The organism is Candidatus Pelagibacter sp. RS40, assembly GCF_002101295.1.
In the GTDB taxonomy this organism is placed as follows: Bacteria; Pseudomonadota; Alphaproteobacteria; order Pelagibacterales; family Pelagibacteraceae; genus Pelagibacter.
Genome location: NZ_CP020778.1, coordinates 638483 through 658229 on the forward strand (window position 1 = coordinate 638483; position 19747 = coordinate 658229).

A 19747-nucleotide genomic window follows, 5' to 3' on the forward strand; every position below is an offset into this window, starting at 1 on the left:
TGTTTTTTTAGTTATTATATTAAAGTAATGTTTGTACAAACTCAAAAAACACCTAACCCTAACTCACTGAAGTTCATACCTGGGCGTCCAGTTTCAAATGATGGACCCTTAGAGATAGTAAATAAAGAAGATACAAAAAATACTTTGTTAAGAAATATTCTCTCCATAAATGGAGTAACTGGTATTTTTTTAGGTGAAGATTTTTTATCAGTTAACAAGATAGATGAAAATAATTGGGATGATATGCAGCATATAATTATATCTTATATAAATGAGTATTATGCTGAGGGGAATAAGTGCATCCTTGATAAATTAAGTCAAAATGAGACTGATGAAAATTTAAATGAAATTGAAAAAAAAATAATTCATATTTTAGAAACAAAAGTTAGACCAGCAGTTGCAAAAGATGGTGGAGATATAAAATTTAAAGAGTTTATAGATGGTAAAGTCAAAGTGGAATTACAAGGAAGTTGTTCAGGTTGTCCGTCTTCAACTATGACGCTAAAGCAAGGTGTTCAAAATTTACTAACACATTATATTCCTGAAGTGAAAGAAGTTTTAGCAGTTTAAAATAATAATTTATTTTTATATAATCATTAAACTTATTTTATGCCTAAAAAAAATAGAAATGAGTTATTTTTCATAAAACCGAACTCAATTAAATTTAAACGTCTAAAAAAAAATAGTAAAAAAAATTTTTTTAAAAAAGATTACAAGAGTTTATCTAAGTTTTCTTTAGCAAGTGCTATTATTATTTTGATTTTTTTTGGTTTACCTGTGATGACTAATTTTATCAGTGAAAACTTCAGCGCCAATATAGAGGTATCGAATATATCAAAAAAAAATTTTGATTTAACACTTAATAATAAAGAAATATTTAAAAATGAAAACGTTGATGATGAAACCAACTTGGAAAACGTATTTGATGACATAGACGTATTTAATTCTGATGAGAACAATTTAAATACTTCTAGATTGAGCGCATCTACTATCGAACAATTGTTTGAGGACACCAAATATAATCTAAAAAAAGTTAAAGAAACAAAGCTAGTAAACATTGGAAATTCTATTGATCATTTACCCAGAGAAATGAAAAAAATAGAAAACACAAAAAAGAGAAAGAATTTATTTATACAAATTGTGCTTCCTTTAATAATTGAGGAGAATACAAAAATCCGTTTAGATAGGAAAAAGCTTTTCGCAATTTTAAATAAAAATAATAATTCAAAAGCAGAGAAAGAGTGGCTATCTAAAAAATTTAAGCAATATGGTGTCAAAAGTAATGATTTTTCAACTTTAAAAATAAGAATGGATGAAATACCAGTTTCATTAGCAATCGCTCAAGCAGCTAAAGAGACTGGATGGGGTACATCAAGATTTGCACAAGAAGGAAATGCACTTTTTGGACAATGGACTTGGTCTGGAGAAGGAATTAAACCGGCTGGTGCAGATGGAGATTCAAAACATAAGGTTGCAAAGTTTAAAGTCTTAAAGGCGTCTGTGAAGGCGTATCAAAGAAATTTAAATACACATTCAGGATATAAAAAATTCAGACGTGAAAGAGCAATTCAAAGAGATAATGAAGGAAAACTAAACAGCCTTTTACTTGTAAATTATTTGGATAAATATGCTGAAACTGGAATTGAATACACAAAAATATTAAAAAAAATTATTGAGCAAAATTCTCTCACAGAATTTGATGATGTTAAAATTCTACCAACAACAAAAAAATTGAAAAACTTAATTTAAATATACTGAAAATTGGCTACCTAACCACCTCCAGCCATCTATATCGTTTAAGGAACAGTTAACTCTTCCTCTTCTAAAATTAAACTTTTCTCTAAAGGAAATTGTAAGTTTGTTTTCTTCTAAATTTATGTTTGAATTATCCCAAGAACCTCCTTCATCAGAAAAACAATTTATTTGTCCTAAATTTTTTTGCTCCTTAAAAAATTCCACAGTCATCTTTGGAGGGTTATTGTTGGTAATTAGTTTATCTTCTGGAGAGATTTTATCATACTGCAGTGGAAGTAAATTTATTAAAAACTGAAACCTTTTAATATCACCGTACTTTTCATTTATTGGGAATCTTGGTAATTCATATGGATCTTTATTGAGATCAATGACACCCGAGTGTTGGCCAAATGCAAATTTAAATTTTGATGAAATATATTTTTTTTGTTCTAAACTGTATTCACCAAAAGGATATGAAAAAAAAATTGGATTATAGTGAAATTGGGAATTAAAAATATCAATAGATTTATTAATATCTTTTTTGTACTTCTCAAAATCAAATTCTACCATGTATTCATGAGAGTGAGAGTGGTTTCCTAAATATGCAAAGCTATGCGACTCAACTTCTTTTAATTGATCCATAGTCATGTAACCTTTATTTCCTATAGTTTCTGTGGATGTAAACAAAATAAAAGGAATATGATTTTCCTTCAGAAAAGGCCAAGCGTTTTTATAGAAAGATAAAAAGGCATCATCTATAGTAATAAGAATTTTTTTATTAACTTTCACATTATAAAATTCTTTCTCAAAATCTTTTGGATCAAAAAACTCAAAATTATTATTTTTTATTATCTCCATATGTTTTTTGAATACATCCATTTTAATATTAGTTGATGGATACTTATTTTCTTCAAATCTATGGTACATTAGTGATAAAATTCCTTTTTCATCTTTCTCGTATTTCTTTTCGGTTGCATATAGGTTTGTTTGCAATAGAAATAAATTGATTATGACTAATTTAGTTATTGATGCTGCAAGTGATAAAATTTTTTTTTCAATCATCAAAGATAGTAAATCTTATACCACTGAGCATTCAAACAGTAGAGAAAATTTTGATAAATTAGTAAAACTATTAAATAAATTCTTGAGTGAAAAAGATACAAATATAAATCAAATTAAAAAAATATATATTAATAGAGGGCCAGGAAAATTTTCAAGCTTAAGAACTTCAATTTCAATTGCTAAAGCCTTGTCTCTAGCTAATAGAATTGAATTAGTAGGATTTACCTCCATGGATATAAAAAATATAAATGACTATAAAAAACTAATTGAATTAGATAATGAAGATAAGCTAACAAAAGATTTGATAAATCCAGTTTATTCGAGTTAAATAAGGTATGTCTGAAACAATAGAACAAAAATGTATTTCAAAAGGAGTAAAATTAACAGATCAAAGACGTATAATTGCAAAAGTTATGAGTGAATCTCAAGATCACCCTGATGTTGATGAGCTTTATAACAGGGTCTCAGAAATTGATACAAAAATAAGTATAGCTACAGTCTACAGAACCGTTAAATTATTTGAAGAGGCAGGTATAGTCACAAAGCATGATTTCAAAGGCGGAAAAGCAAGATATGAACAACTTGGCGAAAGTCACCATGATCATTTAATTGACATCAAAACAGGTGAAATAATCGAATTTGTTGATGATGAGATTGAGAAACTACAAAAAAAAGTAGCTGAAAAATATGGCTATGAATTAGTTGATCACAAATTAGAACTTTACGGTATCAAGAAAAATAAATGATGCAAAAAAAAGTTTTCATCAAAACTTTTGGTTGTCAGATGAATGAATACGACTCCAATCGAATCTATGACACTGTTAAAAATATTGGATACATTAGAAATGATGATCAAAACGATGTTGATTGCTACATATTAAACACTTGCCATATTCGAGATAAAGCAAAAGAGAAGGTCTACCATGAAATAGGTAGAGTTAAAAAAAGTTTTAGAGGAAAAAAAAAACCAATTGTAGTTGTTGCAGGGTGTGTTGCTCAAGCCGAGAATGAAGAAATGTTAAAAAGAGAACCTTATATAGATATAGTCATTGGTCCTCAGGCATATCATAAAATTAATGATTTAATCTTAAATCAGCACAAAAACAAAAAAATAGATGAAACAGATTTTGATACAGTAACAAAGTTTAATTATTTTGATGATATAAAAAACGAGAATAGTAAAATTTCAGCTTTTTTAACAATCCAAGAGGGCTGTGATAAGTTTTGTCATTTTTGTGTAGTCCCTTACACTAGAGGTCCAGAGTATTCCAGGCCTTTTGAACAAATAATAAAAGAAGCTGAAGAACTAATTAAAAATGGTGTTAGAGAAATTACTCTATTAGGTCAGAATGTAAATGCATACTCTTATTGTGAAAATGGCAAAGAGTACAGAATTTCTGACTTGATAAAAAAATTAGATCAGTATTCTGAATTAAAAAGAGTAAGATATACAACATCCCATCCAAGAGACATGACCGATGACCTTATAGACTGTTATTCATCATGTAATAAGTTAATGCCATTTGTGCATTTACCAATTCAGAGTGGATCAGATAAAATATTACACTTGATGAATAGAAAGCATAAAGTTGAAGACTATTTAAAAGTTTATGAAAAATTAATAAATATTAATAATGATATTAAATTCTCGAGTGATTTTATAATTGGTTATCCTGGGGAAACTGAAAATGATTTCAACGATACTCTTAAATTGCTAGATAAAGTAAATTTTATTAATTCTTTCTCTTTTATTTTTAGTCCAAGACCAGGCACAACAGCCTCAAATTATGAGTTAATTGATAATGAAATTTGTAAAGAAAGACTAGTTACCATTCAAAAAAAATTATTCAATAATCAAATACAAATTAATAAATCTATGGAAAAACAATCTGTTGAAGTTCTAGTTGAAAATAAGTTAAAAAATCAAAATAAATATTTTGGAAGAAATAAATATTTATCCTCAGTTATCTTTGATGGATCAGAAGACATTATAGGAAAGTTAGTAGAAGTTAAAATAGAAAACTCTAATCAGAACAATTTATTTGGAAAATTAGATAACAAAATGGCAGCAGCTTAATTTGAAAAATCTTAAACAAAATAATTTTAAAACAGAGCTGAAATTTGTTTATTCAGATAATAATTCGCTGAGTATAGTTTTCCAAGATAATGATCTGCTATTAGGTGTTGTTGGAGAATTTAATAACAACTTAAAAGAGTTAGAAAAGTTGACAAATACAAGTATTTATTCAAGAGGAAACTCAATTCTTATAAAAAGTGATCCAAAAAAAAATAATTTAGTAAAAAATGCTATCCAGTTTTTAACTAATCAATTTATTACAAATGGAAATATTGAAAAAAAAGATATAATTTCATCAGTTAATAAATTTATGATTGATGAAAATAACAATAATACAAATAAAAATATTGAATATATTATTAAGACACCAAAAAAATCTGTCATTCCTAGATCAGAAAAACAAAAAAATTATGTCAGAGCATTAAAAGAGAGCGATATAGTTATTTCAGCCGGACCTGCGGGAACAGGTAAAACTTTTTTAGCTGTTGCTGTTGGACTTACTATGCTCTTAGAAAAGAAAATAGAGAGAATAATTTTATCAAGACCTGCGGTGGAAGCAGGAGAAAGACTAGGTTTTTTGCCTGGTGACATGAGAGAAAAAGTAGATCCGTACCTAAGGCCATTGTATGACTCTCTTTATGATCTTTTAGATTTTGAAAAAATACAAAAAAAAATAGAAATTGGAGATATAGAGATTGCACCTTTAGCCTTTATGAGAGGTAGAACTCTAAAAAATTCATTTGCAATTTTGGATGAAGCTCAAAATGCAACTGATACTCAAATAAAAATGTTTTTAACTAGAATTGGAGAAAATTCAAAGATTGTAATAAATGGAGATCCATCTCAAATAGATCTTCCAAATAAAAATTTATCAGGTTTGAATAGATCAAAAAAATTATTAGGTAATTTAAGTGAAATATCAATTATAGATTTTGATCATTCAGATGTTGTCAGACACCCTTTAGTATCAAAAATAGTTAAGGCTTATTCTGATATAAATAATGATTAGTGTAAATGTACTCGTTGATCATAAGAAATGGAAAAAGAGTTTAAATAAACCACAATTATTTTTTGACAAAATCTTAAGGCGATTTCCAAAAAAATATTTTTACTCTAATAAAAAAGTAAATTTTACTTTATTACTCTCAAATAATACAAATATTAAAAAACTAAATTATAAATTTAGAAAAAAAAATAATCATACGGATGTATTGTCATTTCCTTCGTTTATAAAAACAGATTTAAAAAAAGAATTAAAAAAAAAAGAAATTTATCTTGGAGATATAATTATCAGTTATCAATATATTTTTCCAAATAAAAAAAATTTTATTTTAGAAATGACTTTTATCCATGGGTTTTTGCATCTTCTAGGTTTTGATCATAAAAAAATAAAAGATTTCAAAATAATGAATAAAGAAGAAAATAAAATATTAAACTCAATAAGTTAAACTTTTGACAAAATCTGAAAAACTAAATTTTTTAATTTTATTTTTACTTGGTGGCGTTTCGTCATTTAGTTTACCTCCATATAATTTTTTTTTTATAAATTTTATATCTTTTACATTTTTGTTTTTATTTTTAGTTGAAGCTAAAAATTCAAATAAATCCAAATCAATTTTTTTTCTTTACGGATGGTTTTTTGGGTTTGGATATTTTATTTGCAGTTTATATTGGATATCAATTTCTCTTACATTTGATAATAATTTTAAATTTTTAATACCAATATCAATTATTTGTATTCCAGCATTCATCTCAATCTTTTTTGGTATTACAACCTTGATAACAAAATTTTTTCTAAGTCAAAAAAAAATTATTTCTTCAGTTCTTATATTTTCACTTGTTTTAAGTATTATTGAATATATTCGTGGAATTGTACTTTCTGGTTTCCCATGGAATTTAATAGCTTATAGTTTTTATGATCAAACAGAGTTTATTCAAATCAACTCTTTAGTGGGAATTTATGGATTTAATCTGCTATGTATCACTTTGTTTACAATACCAGCTATATGGTTCATCAAAAAGTCAAAAAAAAATATTTATTGTATTTTTATTATTGGAATTTTAGTCATATCTAATTTGATTTATGGATATGTCAGCTTAAATTATCTGAGAATAAAAAGTGATAAAAATAATATAAATATTGTTACTATTTCTACCAAAGTATCTTTAGAAAGATTTTATTCATCTAATGTTGATGAATATTCTATAATTCAAAATTTAGTTAATCTAAGTGATCCAAAAAGATATTTTGGAAAAAAAACAATTTTTATCTGGCCAGAGGGTGTTTTACCCTCAACCAACATGAATAATATTAATTCATACAAAGAAATTTTTAGTAAAAATTTTGATAAGGATCATTTTATTTTGCTAGGTTTAAATAGGAAGGTGAATTTAAACGGTAAAACCGAGTATTTTAACTCCATTGCAGTTATTGATAATCAATCGAATGTAATCGATTATTACGATAAGAGGAAATTAGTTCCATTTGGTGAGTTTTTGCCTCTAGAGAATGTTATGTCTTTGATAGGGCTTAAAAGTTTAACCAATAATTATCAATCTTACACTAAAGGAAAAGATAAAAAAGCAATTTTAAACATTGAAGATATTAATTTAAAACTATTAGCTACAATTTGTTATGAAATTATTTATGCAGGGACACTAAATAATAATTTAGATTATGATTTAATAATTAATATTTCCGAGGATGGTTGGTTTGGAAATTCAATAGGCCCATACCAACATTATGCTCACTCTAGGTTTAGATCTATTGAGCAAGGCAAAACCCTAATAAGATCAGCAAACAATGGTATTTCTGCAATTATCAATCCAAGTGGTAAAATTAAATCATTAATAGATTTAGATGAAATTGGTTCGATTTATACAAACAAAATAAAGCATAAATTTACACTTTTTAGTAAATTTGGAAATAAAATATATTATGGATTAATTTTTATCTATATTTTTATATTATTTTCTATTAGAAGATTGGATCATGAATAATCTTAAAAATTTCCTTTTTACTAGTGAATCTGTATCGGAAGGTCATCCTGATAAAGTATCAGATAGAATTTCAGATATGGTAGTTGATAATTATTTAGCAAACGACTCTCAGTCTAGAGTAGCGTGTGAAACACTAACAACAACCAATAAAGTTGTTTTGGCAGGTGAGGTTAGAGGTCCAGAAATCAAAAAAGATGAATTGATTTCAAAAGTCAGAGATTGCATTAAAGATATTGGATATGATCAAGATGGTTTTTCATACAAAGAAGCTACAAAAATCGAAAGCCATTTACATTCACAATCAGCAGATATTGCAATGGGTGTTGATGCATCTGGAAATAAGGATGAAGGTGCTGGAGATCAAGGTATAATGTTTGGCTATGCATGTGATGAAACAGATGTTTTAATGCCAGCTCCAATTCACTATTCACATAAAATTTTAAGACTAATGGCTGAAGATAGAAAATCAGGGAAATTAAAAAACATTGAACCAGATTCAAAAAGTCAAATCACAATAGAGTATAAAGAAGGAAAACCCGCAGCTGTTAAATCAGTGGTAATATCAACACAACATTCCGCAGATGTAAATCAAGCTGATGTTAGAGATTTAGTTAAACCTTACATTGAAAAATCTATACCTAAAAACTTATTATCAGAGCTTAGTGAAGATGAAATTTATGTAAATCCTACTGGAAATTTTGTTATTGGTGGACCAGATGGAGATGCAGGCTTGACTGGAAGAAAAATTATAGTTGATACTTATGGTGGTGCTGCGCCACATGGTGGTGGAGCATTTTCTGGAAAAGATCCTACAAAAGTTGATAGATCAGCAGCTTATGCTTCAAGATATTTAGCAAAAAATATAGTTGCATCAAAAATTTCTGATAGATGTTTGATACAGCTGGCGTACGCGATTGGGGTCTCTAAACCACTTTCTATTTATGTTAATCTTTTTAATAATGATGAAGAACAAAATAGACATGTTGAAAAATTAATAAGAGAAAATTTTGATTTAAGTCCCAGAGGAATTAGAGAAATGTTGAGTTTAAATAAACCTATTTATCAAAAAACTGCAGCATATGGTCATTTTGGAAGAGAGCCAGAACCAGATGGATCATTTTCATGGGAAAAAACTGATAAATCAAACATATTTAATAGTTAAATAAAGTTGAATATTTAAAAAAAGCCAATATATTCCTCTAACATTATTGAAATTTCAAAATGGGCTTCGGCCCATTTTTTTTTGAAGAAAATTTAAATGTTAAACAGAAGAGCAGATAAACTTGAATTATTAAGAATAGCTGAAGCAGTAGCTTTAGAAAAATCAATTGATAAAGAGTTAATAATTCACTCAATGGAAAATGGTATTGCAAAGGCCGCAAAATCAAAGTTTGGTTCTGAAAATGAGATTAAAGTAGAGATAAATCGTGACAACGGTGACATAGGAATTTTTAGAAAACTACAAATTGTTGATAGCCCAGAAAATTCAAATTTAGAGATAAGTTTAGACGATGCAATCAAACTTAATGAAAATAATAAAGATATGAAAGTTGGAGATGAAGTTTTACAACCTTTGCCATCATTTGATTTTGGAAGAATTGCTGCTCAAACTGCAAAACAAGTTATAAGCTTTAATGTTAGAGAGGCAGAGAGAGAAAGACAATTTAATGATTTTATAGACAAAAAGGATACAATATTAAGTGGAATTGTTAAAAGATTGGAATTTGGAAACATCATTGTAGATCTTGGTAGAACAGAAGCAATTATTCAAAAAAACGAATTAATACCTAGAGAAAATATTAAGGCTGGAGATAGAATTAAAGCTTATTGTTTAGATGTCAGGAGAGAGCCTAGAGGACAGCAAATATTTTTATCTAGAGCACATCCCAAATTCATGGAGAAATTGTTTATTCAAGAAGTTCCAGAGATTTATGATGGACTAATTGAGATAAAATCTTCTTCTAGAGATCCAGGAAGCAGAGCAAAAATTTGTGTCAAAGCAATTGATACTTCATTAGATCCTGTTGGTGCTTGCGTTGGAATGAGAGGTAGTAGAGTTCAAGCAGTTGTTAATGAACTTCAGGGTGAGAAAATTGATATTGTAAATTGGTCAGAAGACCCAGCAGTAGTTGTAGCAAATGCGCTATCACCAGCTGAAGTACAAAGAGTTAATGTTGATAATGACGCAAAAAAATTGGACGTGATCCTGACTGAAGAGAATTTAAGTAAAGCTATAGGTAGAAGAGGTCAAAATGTTAGATTGGCGACCAAACTTTTGAATTATGAAATTAACATAATGACTGATCAGGAGGACTCAGAGAGAAGACAAATAGAATTTAAAGAGAAAACTGATAATTTTGTTAAAAATTTAGAATTAGATGAAACATTAGGTCAGTTATTAGTAGCTGAAGGCTTTTCAACAATCGACGATATTAAGGATAGTGAGCCTCAGGCCTTAACAAAAATTGAGGGAATAGAAGAAGATACAGCAAAAGAACTTATTGAAAGAGCAAAAGAGTTTTATCAAAAAGACCAAGAGGAAATTGCAAAAAGAGTAAAAGATTTGGGTCTAGAAAACGAACTTATTAGTCATGAAGGTTTAACCCCCGGCATGTTAGTTACATTGGGAGAACAAAATATATTAACGTTAACTGACTTTGCAGATTTAGCTTCTGACGAACTTACAGGTGGTTATGATGTTGTTAAAGGTGAGAGAGTAAAAATTAAAGGGTATTTAGAAGATTTTGCTTTATCAAAACAAGAGGCAGATAGTTTAATCATGTCCGCTCGTGACAAAGTTTATAAAGATTGAGAGATGAAAGATGGAAAAGAAAAAATTAAAGTTATCAATTTCAGGAAGTTCCAAAAAAACTATAAACAGCATAGAGCAAGCTAAATCACAGTCAAAAAATACTGTTGTTATTGAAAAAAAACCTAGATTTGGCACCAAACCAAACTACTCCAGACCAAATACATCAAATGAAAGACCCAAAGGGAGTGCACCTGTTGTGCCTAGAAATAACACTTTTTCTAAACCAACTACTTCCCCAAGTTCAGATTTTGAAAGACGAAAACTTGCGGAGCAAAGAGCAACGAGAAGATTAAAAGGAGAAACAACTCCAAGCAAAGATTCAAAAGCTGGAAAAGGAGCTTCAAAAAGAAGAGAATTAAAATTAACAGTATCCAGAGCACTTAGTGATGAAGACTTTACAGGAAAAGGAAGAAGTTTAGCTTCATTAAAAAGAGCAAAACAGAAAGAGAATAGACTTTTAAATCAAGATGAAGATAAAGATAATTTAAAACCAGTCAAAAGAGACGTTAAAATACCTGAAGTTGTTACAATTCGAGAGCTTGCAAATAGAATGGCCGAACAGTCAAGCAATATTATAAAACATTTATTAGGTATGGGAGTTACTGTAACTATAAATCACACAATTGACTCTGATACTGCTGAATATTTAGTAAAAGAATTTGGACATAATCCAATTAGAGAAGAAAAGGCAGAGGAAATAATTGAAAAAATAAAAGAAGTTAAAGCTGAGAATTTAAAAAGTAGAGCTCCAATTGTCACTGTAATGGGGCATGTGGATCACGGAAAAACCTCAGTTCTTGATGTTTTAAGAAAAGCGAATGTAGTATCAGGAGAGTTTGGTGGAATTACTCAACATATTGGTGCCTACCAAATTACACATCAGTCTAATAAAATTACTTTTATAGATACACCTGGCCACGCAGCCTTTACAGAAATGAGGGCAAGAGGATCAAAGCTAACCGATATAGTTATTCTTGTTGTTGCAGCAGATGATGGAGTGAAACCTCAAACAATAGAGTCCATTAAACATGCAAAAGCAGCAAAAGTCCCAATTGTTGTTGCAATAAACAAATGTGACTTGCCAGAGGCTGACCCACAAAAAATAAAGAATCAGTTATTAGAATATGAATTAATTGCCGAAGACCTATCTGGAGATACCTTGATGGTTGAGATTTCCACTAAGACAAAGCAGAATTTAGATAAACTTGTTGAGAGTGTTATTTTACAAGCTGAGCTTTTAGATTTAAAAACTGATTTTGAAACAGAAGCTAAAGGAATTGTTTTAGAGTCTAAAATTGATATTGGAAGAGGTCCTATTGCAAATGTTATCGTTACTGCTGGAACTTTAAAAAAGGGTGATTTTTTTGTAAGTGGTTTAAAATGGGGAAAGGTAAGAGCGATTATTAATGACCAAGGAAAAAATATAGAACAAGCAGAACCAGCTACACCAGTTGAAATTTTAGGTATAAATGGTGCAGCAAAAGCAGGAGATGATTTTATAGTTTTAGAGAGTGAAAAAGAGGCAAAATCACTGTGTGATGCTAGAATTCAAGAGACTAAAGATGGTAAAAATTCATTAACTTTTGTAACTCAAGACTCTGCATTTAAAGATGCTGCATCCGAGGAATTAAATATCATTGTAAAATCCGATGTTCATGGATCGTCAGAGGCGATTAAAAATGCAATTAATCAAATAAAACACGATGAAGTTAAACCTAAGATTTTACTGTCAGATATTGGAATGGTTACTGAAACAGATGTAACTTTAGCCAAAGCTTCAAATGCAGTTTTGATAGCATTTAATGTCAAACCAAGCAAAGAGGCAAAGAAAAGAGCTGAGCAAGAAAAAATTGTTATTTCATCTTACAACATCATTTATGAGGTATTAGATTTTATTAAAAGCAAGATGTCAGGTTTATTAACTCCCGAAGTTGATGAAAAAATAATAGGAAGTGCAGAAATATTGGAAATATTTAAAGTATCGAAGGTTGGAAAAGTTGCAGGTTCTAAAGTTACAGAGGGTGAAATTACGCAAGACTCAAATGCAAGGGTAATTAGAGATGGAGCAATTATATTTAATGGTAAAATTGGTTCAATATTTAGAGAAAAAAATCAAACCAAGCAAGTTTCTGCTGGTCTAGAGTGTGGAATCACTCTAAAAGATTTTGGGGACTTCCAAAAAAAAGATATCATTGAAGTTTATAATTCAACTGTAACAGAGAGAAAAATTTAATGAAGAGTTTAGGTAAACCAGTAACACAAAGACAATTAAGAGTGGGTGAAATGATAAAACAAGCTTTAGGAATGTTATTTATCAGAGATGAAGCAAAACTACCTTTATCAACAAAAGAAATTACAGTAACTGAAGTTAGAATGTCCCCAGATTTAAAAACTGCAAAAATATTTGTAATGCCTTTAGGTGGTAGAGAGGCTGATGATATTGTTGCAAAATTAAAAGAATTTTCATTTGTAATTAGAAAAGTACTTTCAAAGAAAATAGTTATGAAATTTTTACCAAAACTATATTTCGTAAAAGATGACTCATTTGATTATGCTGAAAAAATTGAAAACTTAATAAAACAAACAAATAAATAAGGATAATATGATGGCAAAAAAAGCAAAAGAACTAGCGATCCATGACAAAGATACAGGGTCGTCTGAAGTTCAGGTTGCTCAATTGACAGATAAAATTGAGAACCTATCAAAACATATTAAACAGTTTAAGAAAGATAAACACTCATCAGTAGGTTTATTAAGAGCTGTTAATAGAAGGAAGAAATTATTGGACTATTTAAAGAAAAATAAAATTGAGTCTTATAAGGAAGTAATATCAAAACTAAATCTAAGGAAGTAAGTAGGAAATAAATGTTTAAGGTAGTAAAGAAAGAAATAGAAGTAGCAGGAAAAAAGATAAGTTTAGAAACAGGAAAAATAGCAAGACAAGCAGATGGTGCAATTATTGCACAATGTGGTGAAACAGTTGTATTAGCGACAGCTGTTGGAGCAAAAAAAGTAAATCCAGATGTAGATTACTTTCCTTTATCAGTAAATTATCAAGAAAAATATTATGCAGCAGGAAAAATTCCTGGTGGATATTTTAAAAGAGAAGCAAGGCCAACAGAGAGCGAAACATTAATCTCAAGATTAATTGACAGACCGATCAGACCTTTGTTTCCAGATGAATTCAAAAATGAAGTACAAGTGCTTCCAACTGTAATTTCTTATGACAAAGAAAATGAAGCAGATATTTTGTCAATTATTGCTTCATCAGCAGCTCTAGCAATCTCAGGCATGCCATTTTTAGGACCTGTTGGGGCATCTAGAGTTGGTTTTATAGATGGAAAATATGTTTTAAATCCATCAAAAGTTGAACTTAAAAATTCTAAATTAGATTTAGTTGTGGCCGGAACTAAAGACGCTGTATTAATGGTTGAATCTGAAGCAAATGGTTTAACGGAAGAAGAAATGTTAAATGCAGTTAAATTTGGTCATGAAGGTTTTGTGCCAGTTATTCAGATGATCGAAGATTTGGCAAAAGAATGTAGAAAGCCAGAGTGGGTTGTTGAGAAAAAAGATCTTTCTGAAGTTAAGAAAAAATTAGAAGATGAATTCACAGCAGATCTTACGAAGGCATTTTCAATTAGAGATAAGCAAGAAAGATCTAATATGATTTCTGAAATAACTGATAAAGCTAAAAAACTGTATGAAGAAAATGAAAATTATACAGACTTAGATGTAAACTCTCAGCTTAAAAATCTTGAAAAAACAATTGTTAGAACTGACATATTAAAAAATAAAAATCGTATTGATGGAAGAGGTTTAGCAGATGTAAGACCAATAATGTGTGAAGTAGGAATTCTTCCAAGAGTTCATGGATCTGCATTATTTACAAGAGGAGAAACACAAGCAATTGTTACTACTACCCTTGGTACATCTGATGATGAACAAAAAATTGAAAGTTTAGATGGATTACAAAAAGAAAGATTCATGCTCCACTACAACTTTCCACCTTTTTCAGTTGGAGAAACTGGAAGGATTGGAACAGGCAGAAGAGAAATTGGACATGGAAAACTTGCATGGAGAGCAATAAATTCGTCATTACCATCAAAGGAAAGCTTCCCATATACCTTTAGAATAGTTTCTGAGATTACAGAGTCCAATGGCTCCTCTTCAATGGCAACTGTTTGTGGAACATCATTAGCCTTAATGGATGCTGGCGTTCCTATAAAAGAACCTGTTGCTGGAATTGCGATGGGATTAATCAAAGAAGGTGATGATTTTAGTGTTTTGTCCGATATACTAGGTGATGAAGATCATTTAGGAGACATGGACTTTAAAGTTGCTGGAACAAAAGATGGAATTACTTCTCTTCAAATGGATATTAAAATTACCGGTATAACATTTGAAATAATGGAGCAGGCTTTAAAACAAGCAAGAGATGGAAGAATTCATATCTTGGATGAAATGAATAAAGCACTTTCTCAATCAAGAGATGATGTAGGAAAGCATACTCCAAAAATGGAGAAAATATCTGTAGATAAAAAAGATATCGCAACTGTTATTGGAAAAGGTGGAGCAACGATTAGAGAAATTGTTGAGGTATCAGGCGCCAAAGTTGATATCAATGATGAAGGTGAAGTTACAGTTGCAGCGCCAGATGAAGATTCAAGAAACAAAGCATTGCAGATGATAAAAGATTTAACTGCAAAAGCTGAACTAAATAAAATTTATAACGGAAAAGTAATGAAAATTATGGAGTTCGGTGCATTTGTAAATTTCTTAGGTAAACAAGATGGTCTTGTCCATATTTCTGAACTTGCTGATAAGAGAGTCGCCAAAGTAACTGATGTTGTTAAAGAAGGTGATCAAGTTAAAGTTAAAGTCATTGGATTTGACAGAGGAAAAGTAAAACTTTCAATTAAACAAGCAGCAATTTAATTAAAAAATTCAAGGTTTGGGGCACCTGTCTAGAAATGCCCCATGAAATAATTGCTTCACTTTAATTTTGCTATAAATTATAAAATCTTATGGATTTTCAAACATCTATTAAAACGTGTTTTAAAAAATATGCTGAGTTTTCTGGAAGAGCTTCAAGATCTGAACTCTGGTGGTTTGCTCTTTTTTGCTTAATTGGTGGTATAGTTACAGCAATATTTGATACGATGGTTTTAGGATATTCTTCTGAAGGTGATGGACCTATAAACTTGATATTCACAGTTATAACTACTCTTCCTACAATTGCAGTTGCGTGTAGAAGATTGCATGATATTAACAAGACAGGTTGGTGGCAATTAATTTTACTTACTGTAATTGGTATAGTGTTGTTAATTATTTGGTATGCTACAGAAGGTGAAAAGAAAAAAAATAAATATGGCAATCCAATTAAAATAAAGAAATAATTTAATGTCTCCTGATATAGCACTTGTAAAAGTTAAAATAATTTTAATTTAATTTCAGGAAATATTTTTAGGATCTGGCATACCTACTTTATTGTACCCAGCATCCACATAGTGAATTTCACCAGTAACACCACCTGCTAGATCACTTAGTAAGTATAAAGCAGAATTTCCCACATCATGAATATCAACATTTCTTTTAAGAAATGAATGATCTTCATTCCATTTGTATAAGAATTTTGCATCTCCAATGGCTGATGCTGCTAATGTTTTAATAGGTCCTGCACTAATTGCATTAACTCTTATTTTTTTGGCACCCAAATCCCTTGCTAAGTATTTTACACTAGATTCTAGTGCAGCTTTACAAACTCCCATAACATTATAGTTAGGAATAGCTTTATTTGCTTCGTAGCTTAATGTGACCATACTTCCGTTAGTCTTCATTATCTTTGATGCTTCTCTAGCAACTTCTGTAAATGAGAAGCATGAGATAAGCATACTTCTTTGAAAGTTTTCTCTTGTTGTATTTAAATATTCTCCAGAAAGCTCAGATTTATCTGAAAATGCTATTGCATGAACAATAAAATCAATCTCACCCCAGCTGGATTTTACATCCTCAAATAATTTAATTACATCCTCTTTTTTCTCAACATCGCAACTAAAAGTCACATTTGAATTTAGTTTTTCTGCAAGAGGTATTACCCTTTTTTTCAAAGCATCACCTAGATAAGTAAATGCAAGTTCGGCACCCGCTTCAGACAGTTTTTGTGAAATACCCCAAGCAATGGATCTTTCATTTGCAACACCCATGATCAATCCTTTTTTGCCTTTCATTAAACTCATGGATTACACCTTCTCAAATATTAAAGTAGCATTTGTTCCACCAAATCCAAAGCTGTTTGACATTACCGAGTTAAGCGACACATTTTTTTCTGTTTGTGTAACAATGGGATATTTTTTTGCGTCCTCATCCATATCATTAATATTTGCAGATGCTGTAATAAAACTATTTTTCATCATAATTAAACTATAAATTGCTTCATGAACTGAAGCAGCACCTAATGGATGACCAGATAAAGATTTTGTAGAACTTATTTTTGGAATATCTTCACCAAATGCATCGCCTACTGCATTTAATTCAGTAATATCTCCAACAGGAGTTGAGGTTCCGTGTGTATTGATATAATCTATTTTATTTTTCGATGTTGATAGAGCCATTTTCATACATCTAATAGCACCTTCTCCAGATGGTGCAACCATATCATATCCGTCTGAGCTTGCTCCATATCCTGTTAGTTCAGCATATATTTTAGCTCCTCTTGCTTTTGCGTGTTCGTATTCTTCCATTACCAAAACACCTGCTCCTCCAGCAATTACAAAACCATCTCTAGTTTTATCATATGCTCTAGATGCTTTTTCTGGAGTATCATTATATTTTGATGATAGAGCAGTCATGGCATCAAACATTGCTGTCATAGCCCAATGTAATTCTTCACTGCCACCGGCAAAAACGATATCTTGTTTACCCATTTGAATTAATTCACTCGCATGACCAATACAATGTCCGCTAGTTGCGCAAGCTGAACTCATTGTATAATTCATGCCTTTAATTTTAAATGGCACAGCAAGAGTTGCAGATGCGGTACTTGCCATTGTTCTTGGAACAATAAATGGACCCATTAATTTTGGAGTTTTCGCTCGTGTTTTATCAACTGACAAAACAACGTTCTCGATTGATGGACCTCCTGATCCCATAACAATTCCTGTTTTGAAGTTACTTACATCTTTTTCTTCAAGACCAGAATCTGTAATTGCTTCTTTCATTGCTATATAATTATATGCAGAACCAGATCCCATGAAACGGATCGTCTTTCTATCTACATGATCTTGAAGTTTAATATTTGGTTTACCATGAACGTGACTTCTAAGGTTATGCTCTTTATATTCGTCTGAAAATGAAATTCCTGATTTTGAATTTAATAACGATTGATGAACTTCATCTTGATTGTTTCCTAAACAAGAGACAATACCAATTCCTGTAATAACTACTCTTCTCATTATTTGAATAATCCTACTTTTAAGTTTTCTGCTGAATATATTTTTTTACCGTCCGCACATAAAATACCATTTGCTAGTCCAACAGTTGTTTCTCCTTTAATTAAAATTCTTTTCATATCTATTTCGTATGTTGCCATTTTGACGTTTTTTAGAACTTCACCAGTAAATTTTACGGTGCTTACGCCTAATGCTCTTCCTCTACCAGGGTTTCCAAGCCATCCTAAATAAAAACCAACTAGCTGCCACATAGCGTCAAGACCTAAACAACCAGGCATCACTGGATCTTCTCTAAAGTGGCAGTCAAAAAACCACAAATCTTCTTTAATATCAAGCTCTGCTTTAATCACTCCTTTATTAAAAAAGCCTTTGTTTTCATCAATTTCCGATATCCTATCAAACATAAGCATTGGGGGAGATGGTAATTTCGCATTACCAGGTCCAAATAGCTCACCATTTGCGCAGCTAATTAACTCATCGTAATTAAACGAGTTTTTTTTCATATTTGTAATCTTCATACTTGATTTAACTGAATTATAATATACAAATAGTTTAGAATTATTATAAGTTACAGATGACTACTACAGTTAAATTTATCAAAAAATTGAGAAACTCTGGTTTGAGACCAACTAAGCAAAGAATAAAGATTTGCGAAGTTTTATTTAATAAAGAGACAACATTTCATTTCACAATAAATGATCTTGTTAAAATAATTGAAACCGAGGCGAATGAAAGAATATCCTTAGCTACTGTTTATAATACTATTCACGCATTCGAAAAAAAAGGATATCTAAAAGAAATTCCAATAGACTCAAATCAAAGTTACTTTGATACTAATGTTACAGACCATCATCATTTTTATGATATATCAGAAAAAAAATTGATTGATTTAGATCAAGTTGATGTGGGACCAATTAAGATTCAAAAATCAATTCCTGGAAAAAAAATTAAATCTGTAGAAGTTTTAGTAAAACTTGATACTGATAATCAGTAGCAAAAAATAATCAATAATAACAATACTATACAAATTATATTATAACCATTCTAAACTGTTGACATGTAGTTTAGAATGATTATATGTTCCCCAAAAGGAGAATAAATATGTCATTAAAAGGAAGTAAAACAGAGGAAAACTTAAAAGCTGCTTTTGCGGGAGAAAGTCAAGCTAACAGAAGATATTTATATTTCGCTCAAAAAGCAGACGTAGAAGGTTTTAACGATGTAGCTGCAGTTTTTAGATCAACTGCTGAAGGTGAAACTGGCCATGCTCACGGGCATCTTGAGTATCTAGAAGAAGTAGGAGATCCAGCAACTGGTAAACCAATCGGTGAAACTAAAGCTAATCTAGAGTCTGCCATTGAAGGTGAAACACACGAGTATACAGATATGTATCCTGGTATGGCAAAAACAGCTAGAGAAGAGGGTTTTGATGAAATAGCTGACTGGTTTGAGACATTAGCAAAAGCTGAAAAATCTCACGCAGGTAAGTTTCAAAAAACTTTAGAAAGTATCGCTTAAATTCAATTTAGTGGACATTCAAACGTCCACTAAAAGCAAACCAATAAATTTAATAAATAAAAGTTCATTATCCTTATTTATTAAATTCTTTAT

21 protein-coding genes are annotated in these 19747 nt (G+C 30.2%); 17 read left to right on the forward strand and 4 right to left on the reverse strand.

Annotated elements, in window-relative coordinates; genetic code table 11:
- Positions 1-27 precede the first annotated feature (27 nt).
- Complete coding sequence (locus tag B8063_RS03430) at positions 28-570, forward strand: NifU family protein (protein WP_085069538.1); 543 nt, start codon at positions 28-30, stop codon at positions 568-570.
- A 39-nt stretch (positions 571-609) separates the two neighbouring features.
- Complete coding sequence (locus B8063_RS03435) at positions 610-1749, forward strand: glucosaminidase domain-containing protein (RefSeq protein ID WP_085069540.1); 1140 nt, start codon at positions 610-612, stop codon at positions 1747-1749.
- Here B8063_RS03435 and B8063_RS03440 read toward each other — a convergent pair.
- Positions 1741-2727, reverse strand: a complete 987-nt coding sequence (locus B8063_RS03440) for a polysaccharide deacetylase family protein (RefSeq protein ID WP_232311419.1) — start codon at positions 2725-2727, stop codon at positions 1741-1743. The two genes, B8063_RS03435 and B8063_RS03440, sit on opposite strands and share 9 nt — an antisense overlap.
- 16 nt (positions 2728-2743) lie before the next feature.
- Here B8063_RS03440 and B8063_RS03445 point away from each other — a divergent pair, with 16 nt between their 5' ends.
- The 13 genes from B8063_RS03445 to B8063_RS03505 all read left to right on the forward strand — a co-directional run bounded on the left by B8063_RS03445 (position 2744) and on the right by B8063_RS03505 (position 16084).
- Positions 2744-3124, forward strand: a complete 381-nt coding sequence (locus tag B8063_RS03445) for a hypothetical protein (protein ID WP_085069542.1) — start codon at positions 2744-2746, stop codon at positions 3122-3124.
- Positions 3125-3131: 7 nt separating this feature from the next.
- Entirely contained in the window at positions 3132-3542 is a 411-nt protein-coding gene (locus B8063_RS03450; protein WP_085069546.1) for a Fur family transcriptional regulator, read from the forward strand.
- On the forward strand, positions 3542-4873 hold the full coding sequence (gene miaB / locus B8063_RS03455; protein ID WP_085070873.1) for a tRNA (N6-isopentenyl adenosine(37)-C2)-methylthiotransferase MiaB: 1332 nt from the start codon (positions 3542-3544) through the stop codon (positions 4871-4873). The genes B8063_RS03450 and miaB overlap by 1 nt, the downstream gene beginning before the upstream one ends.
- A gap of 1 nt (position 4874) precedes the next feature.
- Complete coding sequence (locus B8063_RS03460) at positions 4875-5882, forward strand: PhoH family protein (protein ID WP_085069548.1); 1008 nt, start codon at positions 4875-4877, stop codon at positions 5880-5882.
- Entirely contained in the window at positions 5875-6321 is a 447-nt protein-coding gene (ybeY, locus tag B8063_RS03465; protein ID WP_085069550.1) for an rRNA maturation RNase YbeY, read from the forward strand. Before B8063_RS03460 ends, ybeY begins: the two co-directional genes overlap by 8 nt.
- A gap of 4 nt (positions 6322-6325) precedes the next feature.
- Entirely contained in the window at positions 6326-7873 is a 1548-nt protein-coding gene (lnt, locus tag B8063_RS03470) for an apolipoprotein N-acyltransferase (protein ID WP_085069552.1), read from the forward strand.
- Positions 7866-9035, forward strand: coding sequence for a methionine adenosyltransferase (metK, locus tag B8063_RS03475; protein ID WP_085069554.1), 1170 nt, complete (start codon positions 7866-7868; stop codon positions 9033-9035). The genes lnt and metK overlap by 8 nt, the downstream gene beginning before the upstream one ends.
- A gap of 96 nt (positions 9036-9131) precedes the next feature.
- On the forward strand, positions 9132-10685 hold the full coding sequence (nusA, locus tag B8063_RS03480; protein ID WP_085069556.1) for a transcription termination factor NusA: 1554 nt from the start codon (positions 9132-9134) through the stop codon (positions 10683-10685).
- A gap of 10 nt (positions 10686-10695) precedes the next feature.
- Positions 10696-12918: a translation initiation factor IF-2 gene (gene infB / locus B8063_RS03485; RefSeq protein WP_085069558.1), complete on the forward strand. Its 2223-nt coding sequence runs from the start codon at positions 10696-10698 to the stop codon at positions 12916-12918.
- Positions 12918-13280: a 30S ribosome-binding factor RbfA gene (rbfA, locus tag B8063_RS03490; protein ID WP_085069560.1), complete on the forward strand. Its 363-nt coding sequence runs from the start codon at positions 12918-12920 to the stop codon at positions 13278-13280. Before infB ends, rbfA begins: the two co-directional genes overlap by 1 nt.
- Before the next feature lie 10 nt (positions 13281-13290).
- Positions 13291-13539, forward strand: a complete 249-nt coding sequence (gene rpsO, locus B8063_RS03495) for a 30S ribosomal protein S15 (protein ID WP_085070875.1) — start codon at positions 13291-13293, stop codon at positions 13537-13539.
- 11 nt (positions 13540-13550) lie between these two features.
- Positions 13551-15623 carry a polyribonucleotide nucleotidyltransferase gene (gene pnp, locus B8063_RS03500; RefSeq protein ID WP_085069562.1) on the forward strand — a complete coding sequence of 691 codons (2073 nt, stop codon included), beginning with the start codon at positions 13551-13553 and terminating at the stop codon, positions 15621-15623.
- Between the two features lie 89 nt (positions 15624-15712).
- Positions 15713-16084 carry a DUF805 domain-containing protein gene (locus B8063_RS03505; RefSeq protein ID WP_085069564.1) on the forward strand — a complete coding sequence of 124 codons (372 nt, stop codon included), beginning with the start codon at positions 15713-15715 and terminating at the stop codon, positions 16082-16084.
- A 54-nt stretch (positions 16085-16138) separates the two neighbouring features.
- Here B8063_RS03505 and B8063_RS07160 read toward each other — a convergent pair whose 3' ends face one another.
- Genes B8063_RS07160 through fabA form a run of 3 tightly spaced genes read right to left on the reverse strand, consistent with a single transcriptional unit; the run spans position 16139 to position 18639 of the window.
- Complete coding sequence (locus tag B8063_RS07160) at positions 16139-16924, reverse strand: enoyl-ACP reductase FabI (protein ID WP_157101712.1); 786 nt, start codon at positions 16922-16924, stop codon at positions 16139-16141.
- Between the two features lie 3 nt (positions 16925-16927).
- Positions 16928-18139, reverse strand: a complete 1212-nt coding sequence (gene fabB / locus B8063_RS07165; protein WP_157101713.1) for a beta-ketoacyl-ACP synthase I — start codon at positions 18137-18139, stop codon at positions 16928-16930.
- Complete coding sequence (fabA, locus tag B8063_RS03515) at positions 18139-18639, reverse strand: bifunctional 3-hydroxydecanoyl-ACP dehydratase/trans-2-decenoyl-ACP isomerase (protein ID WP_085070877.1); 501 nt, start codon at positions 18637-18639, stop codon at positions 18139-18141. Before fabA ends, fabB begins: the two co-directional genes overlap by 1 nt.
- Before the next feature lie 71 nt (positions 18640-18710).
- Between fabA and B8063_RS03520 the strand changes: the two genes are divergently transcribed.
- Positions 18711-19130, forward strand: coding sequence for a Fur family transcriptional regulator (locus B8063_RS03520; protein WP_085069566.1), 420 nt, complete (start codon positions 18711-18713; stop codon positions 19128-19130).
- 107 nt (positions 19131-19237) lie between these two features.
- Positions 19238-19654, forward strand: a complete 417-nt coding sequence (locus B8063_RS03525; RefSeq protein WP_075521031.1) for a rubrerythrin family protein — start codon at positions 19238-19240, stop codon at positions 19652-19654.
- The last annotated feature ends 93 nt before the right edge of the window (positions 19655-19747 follow it).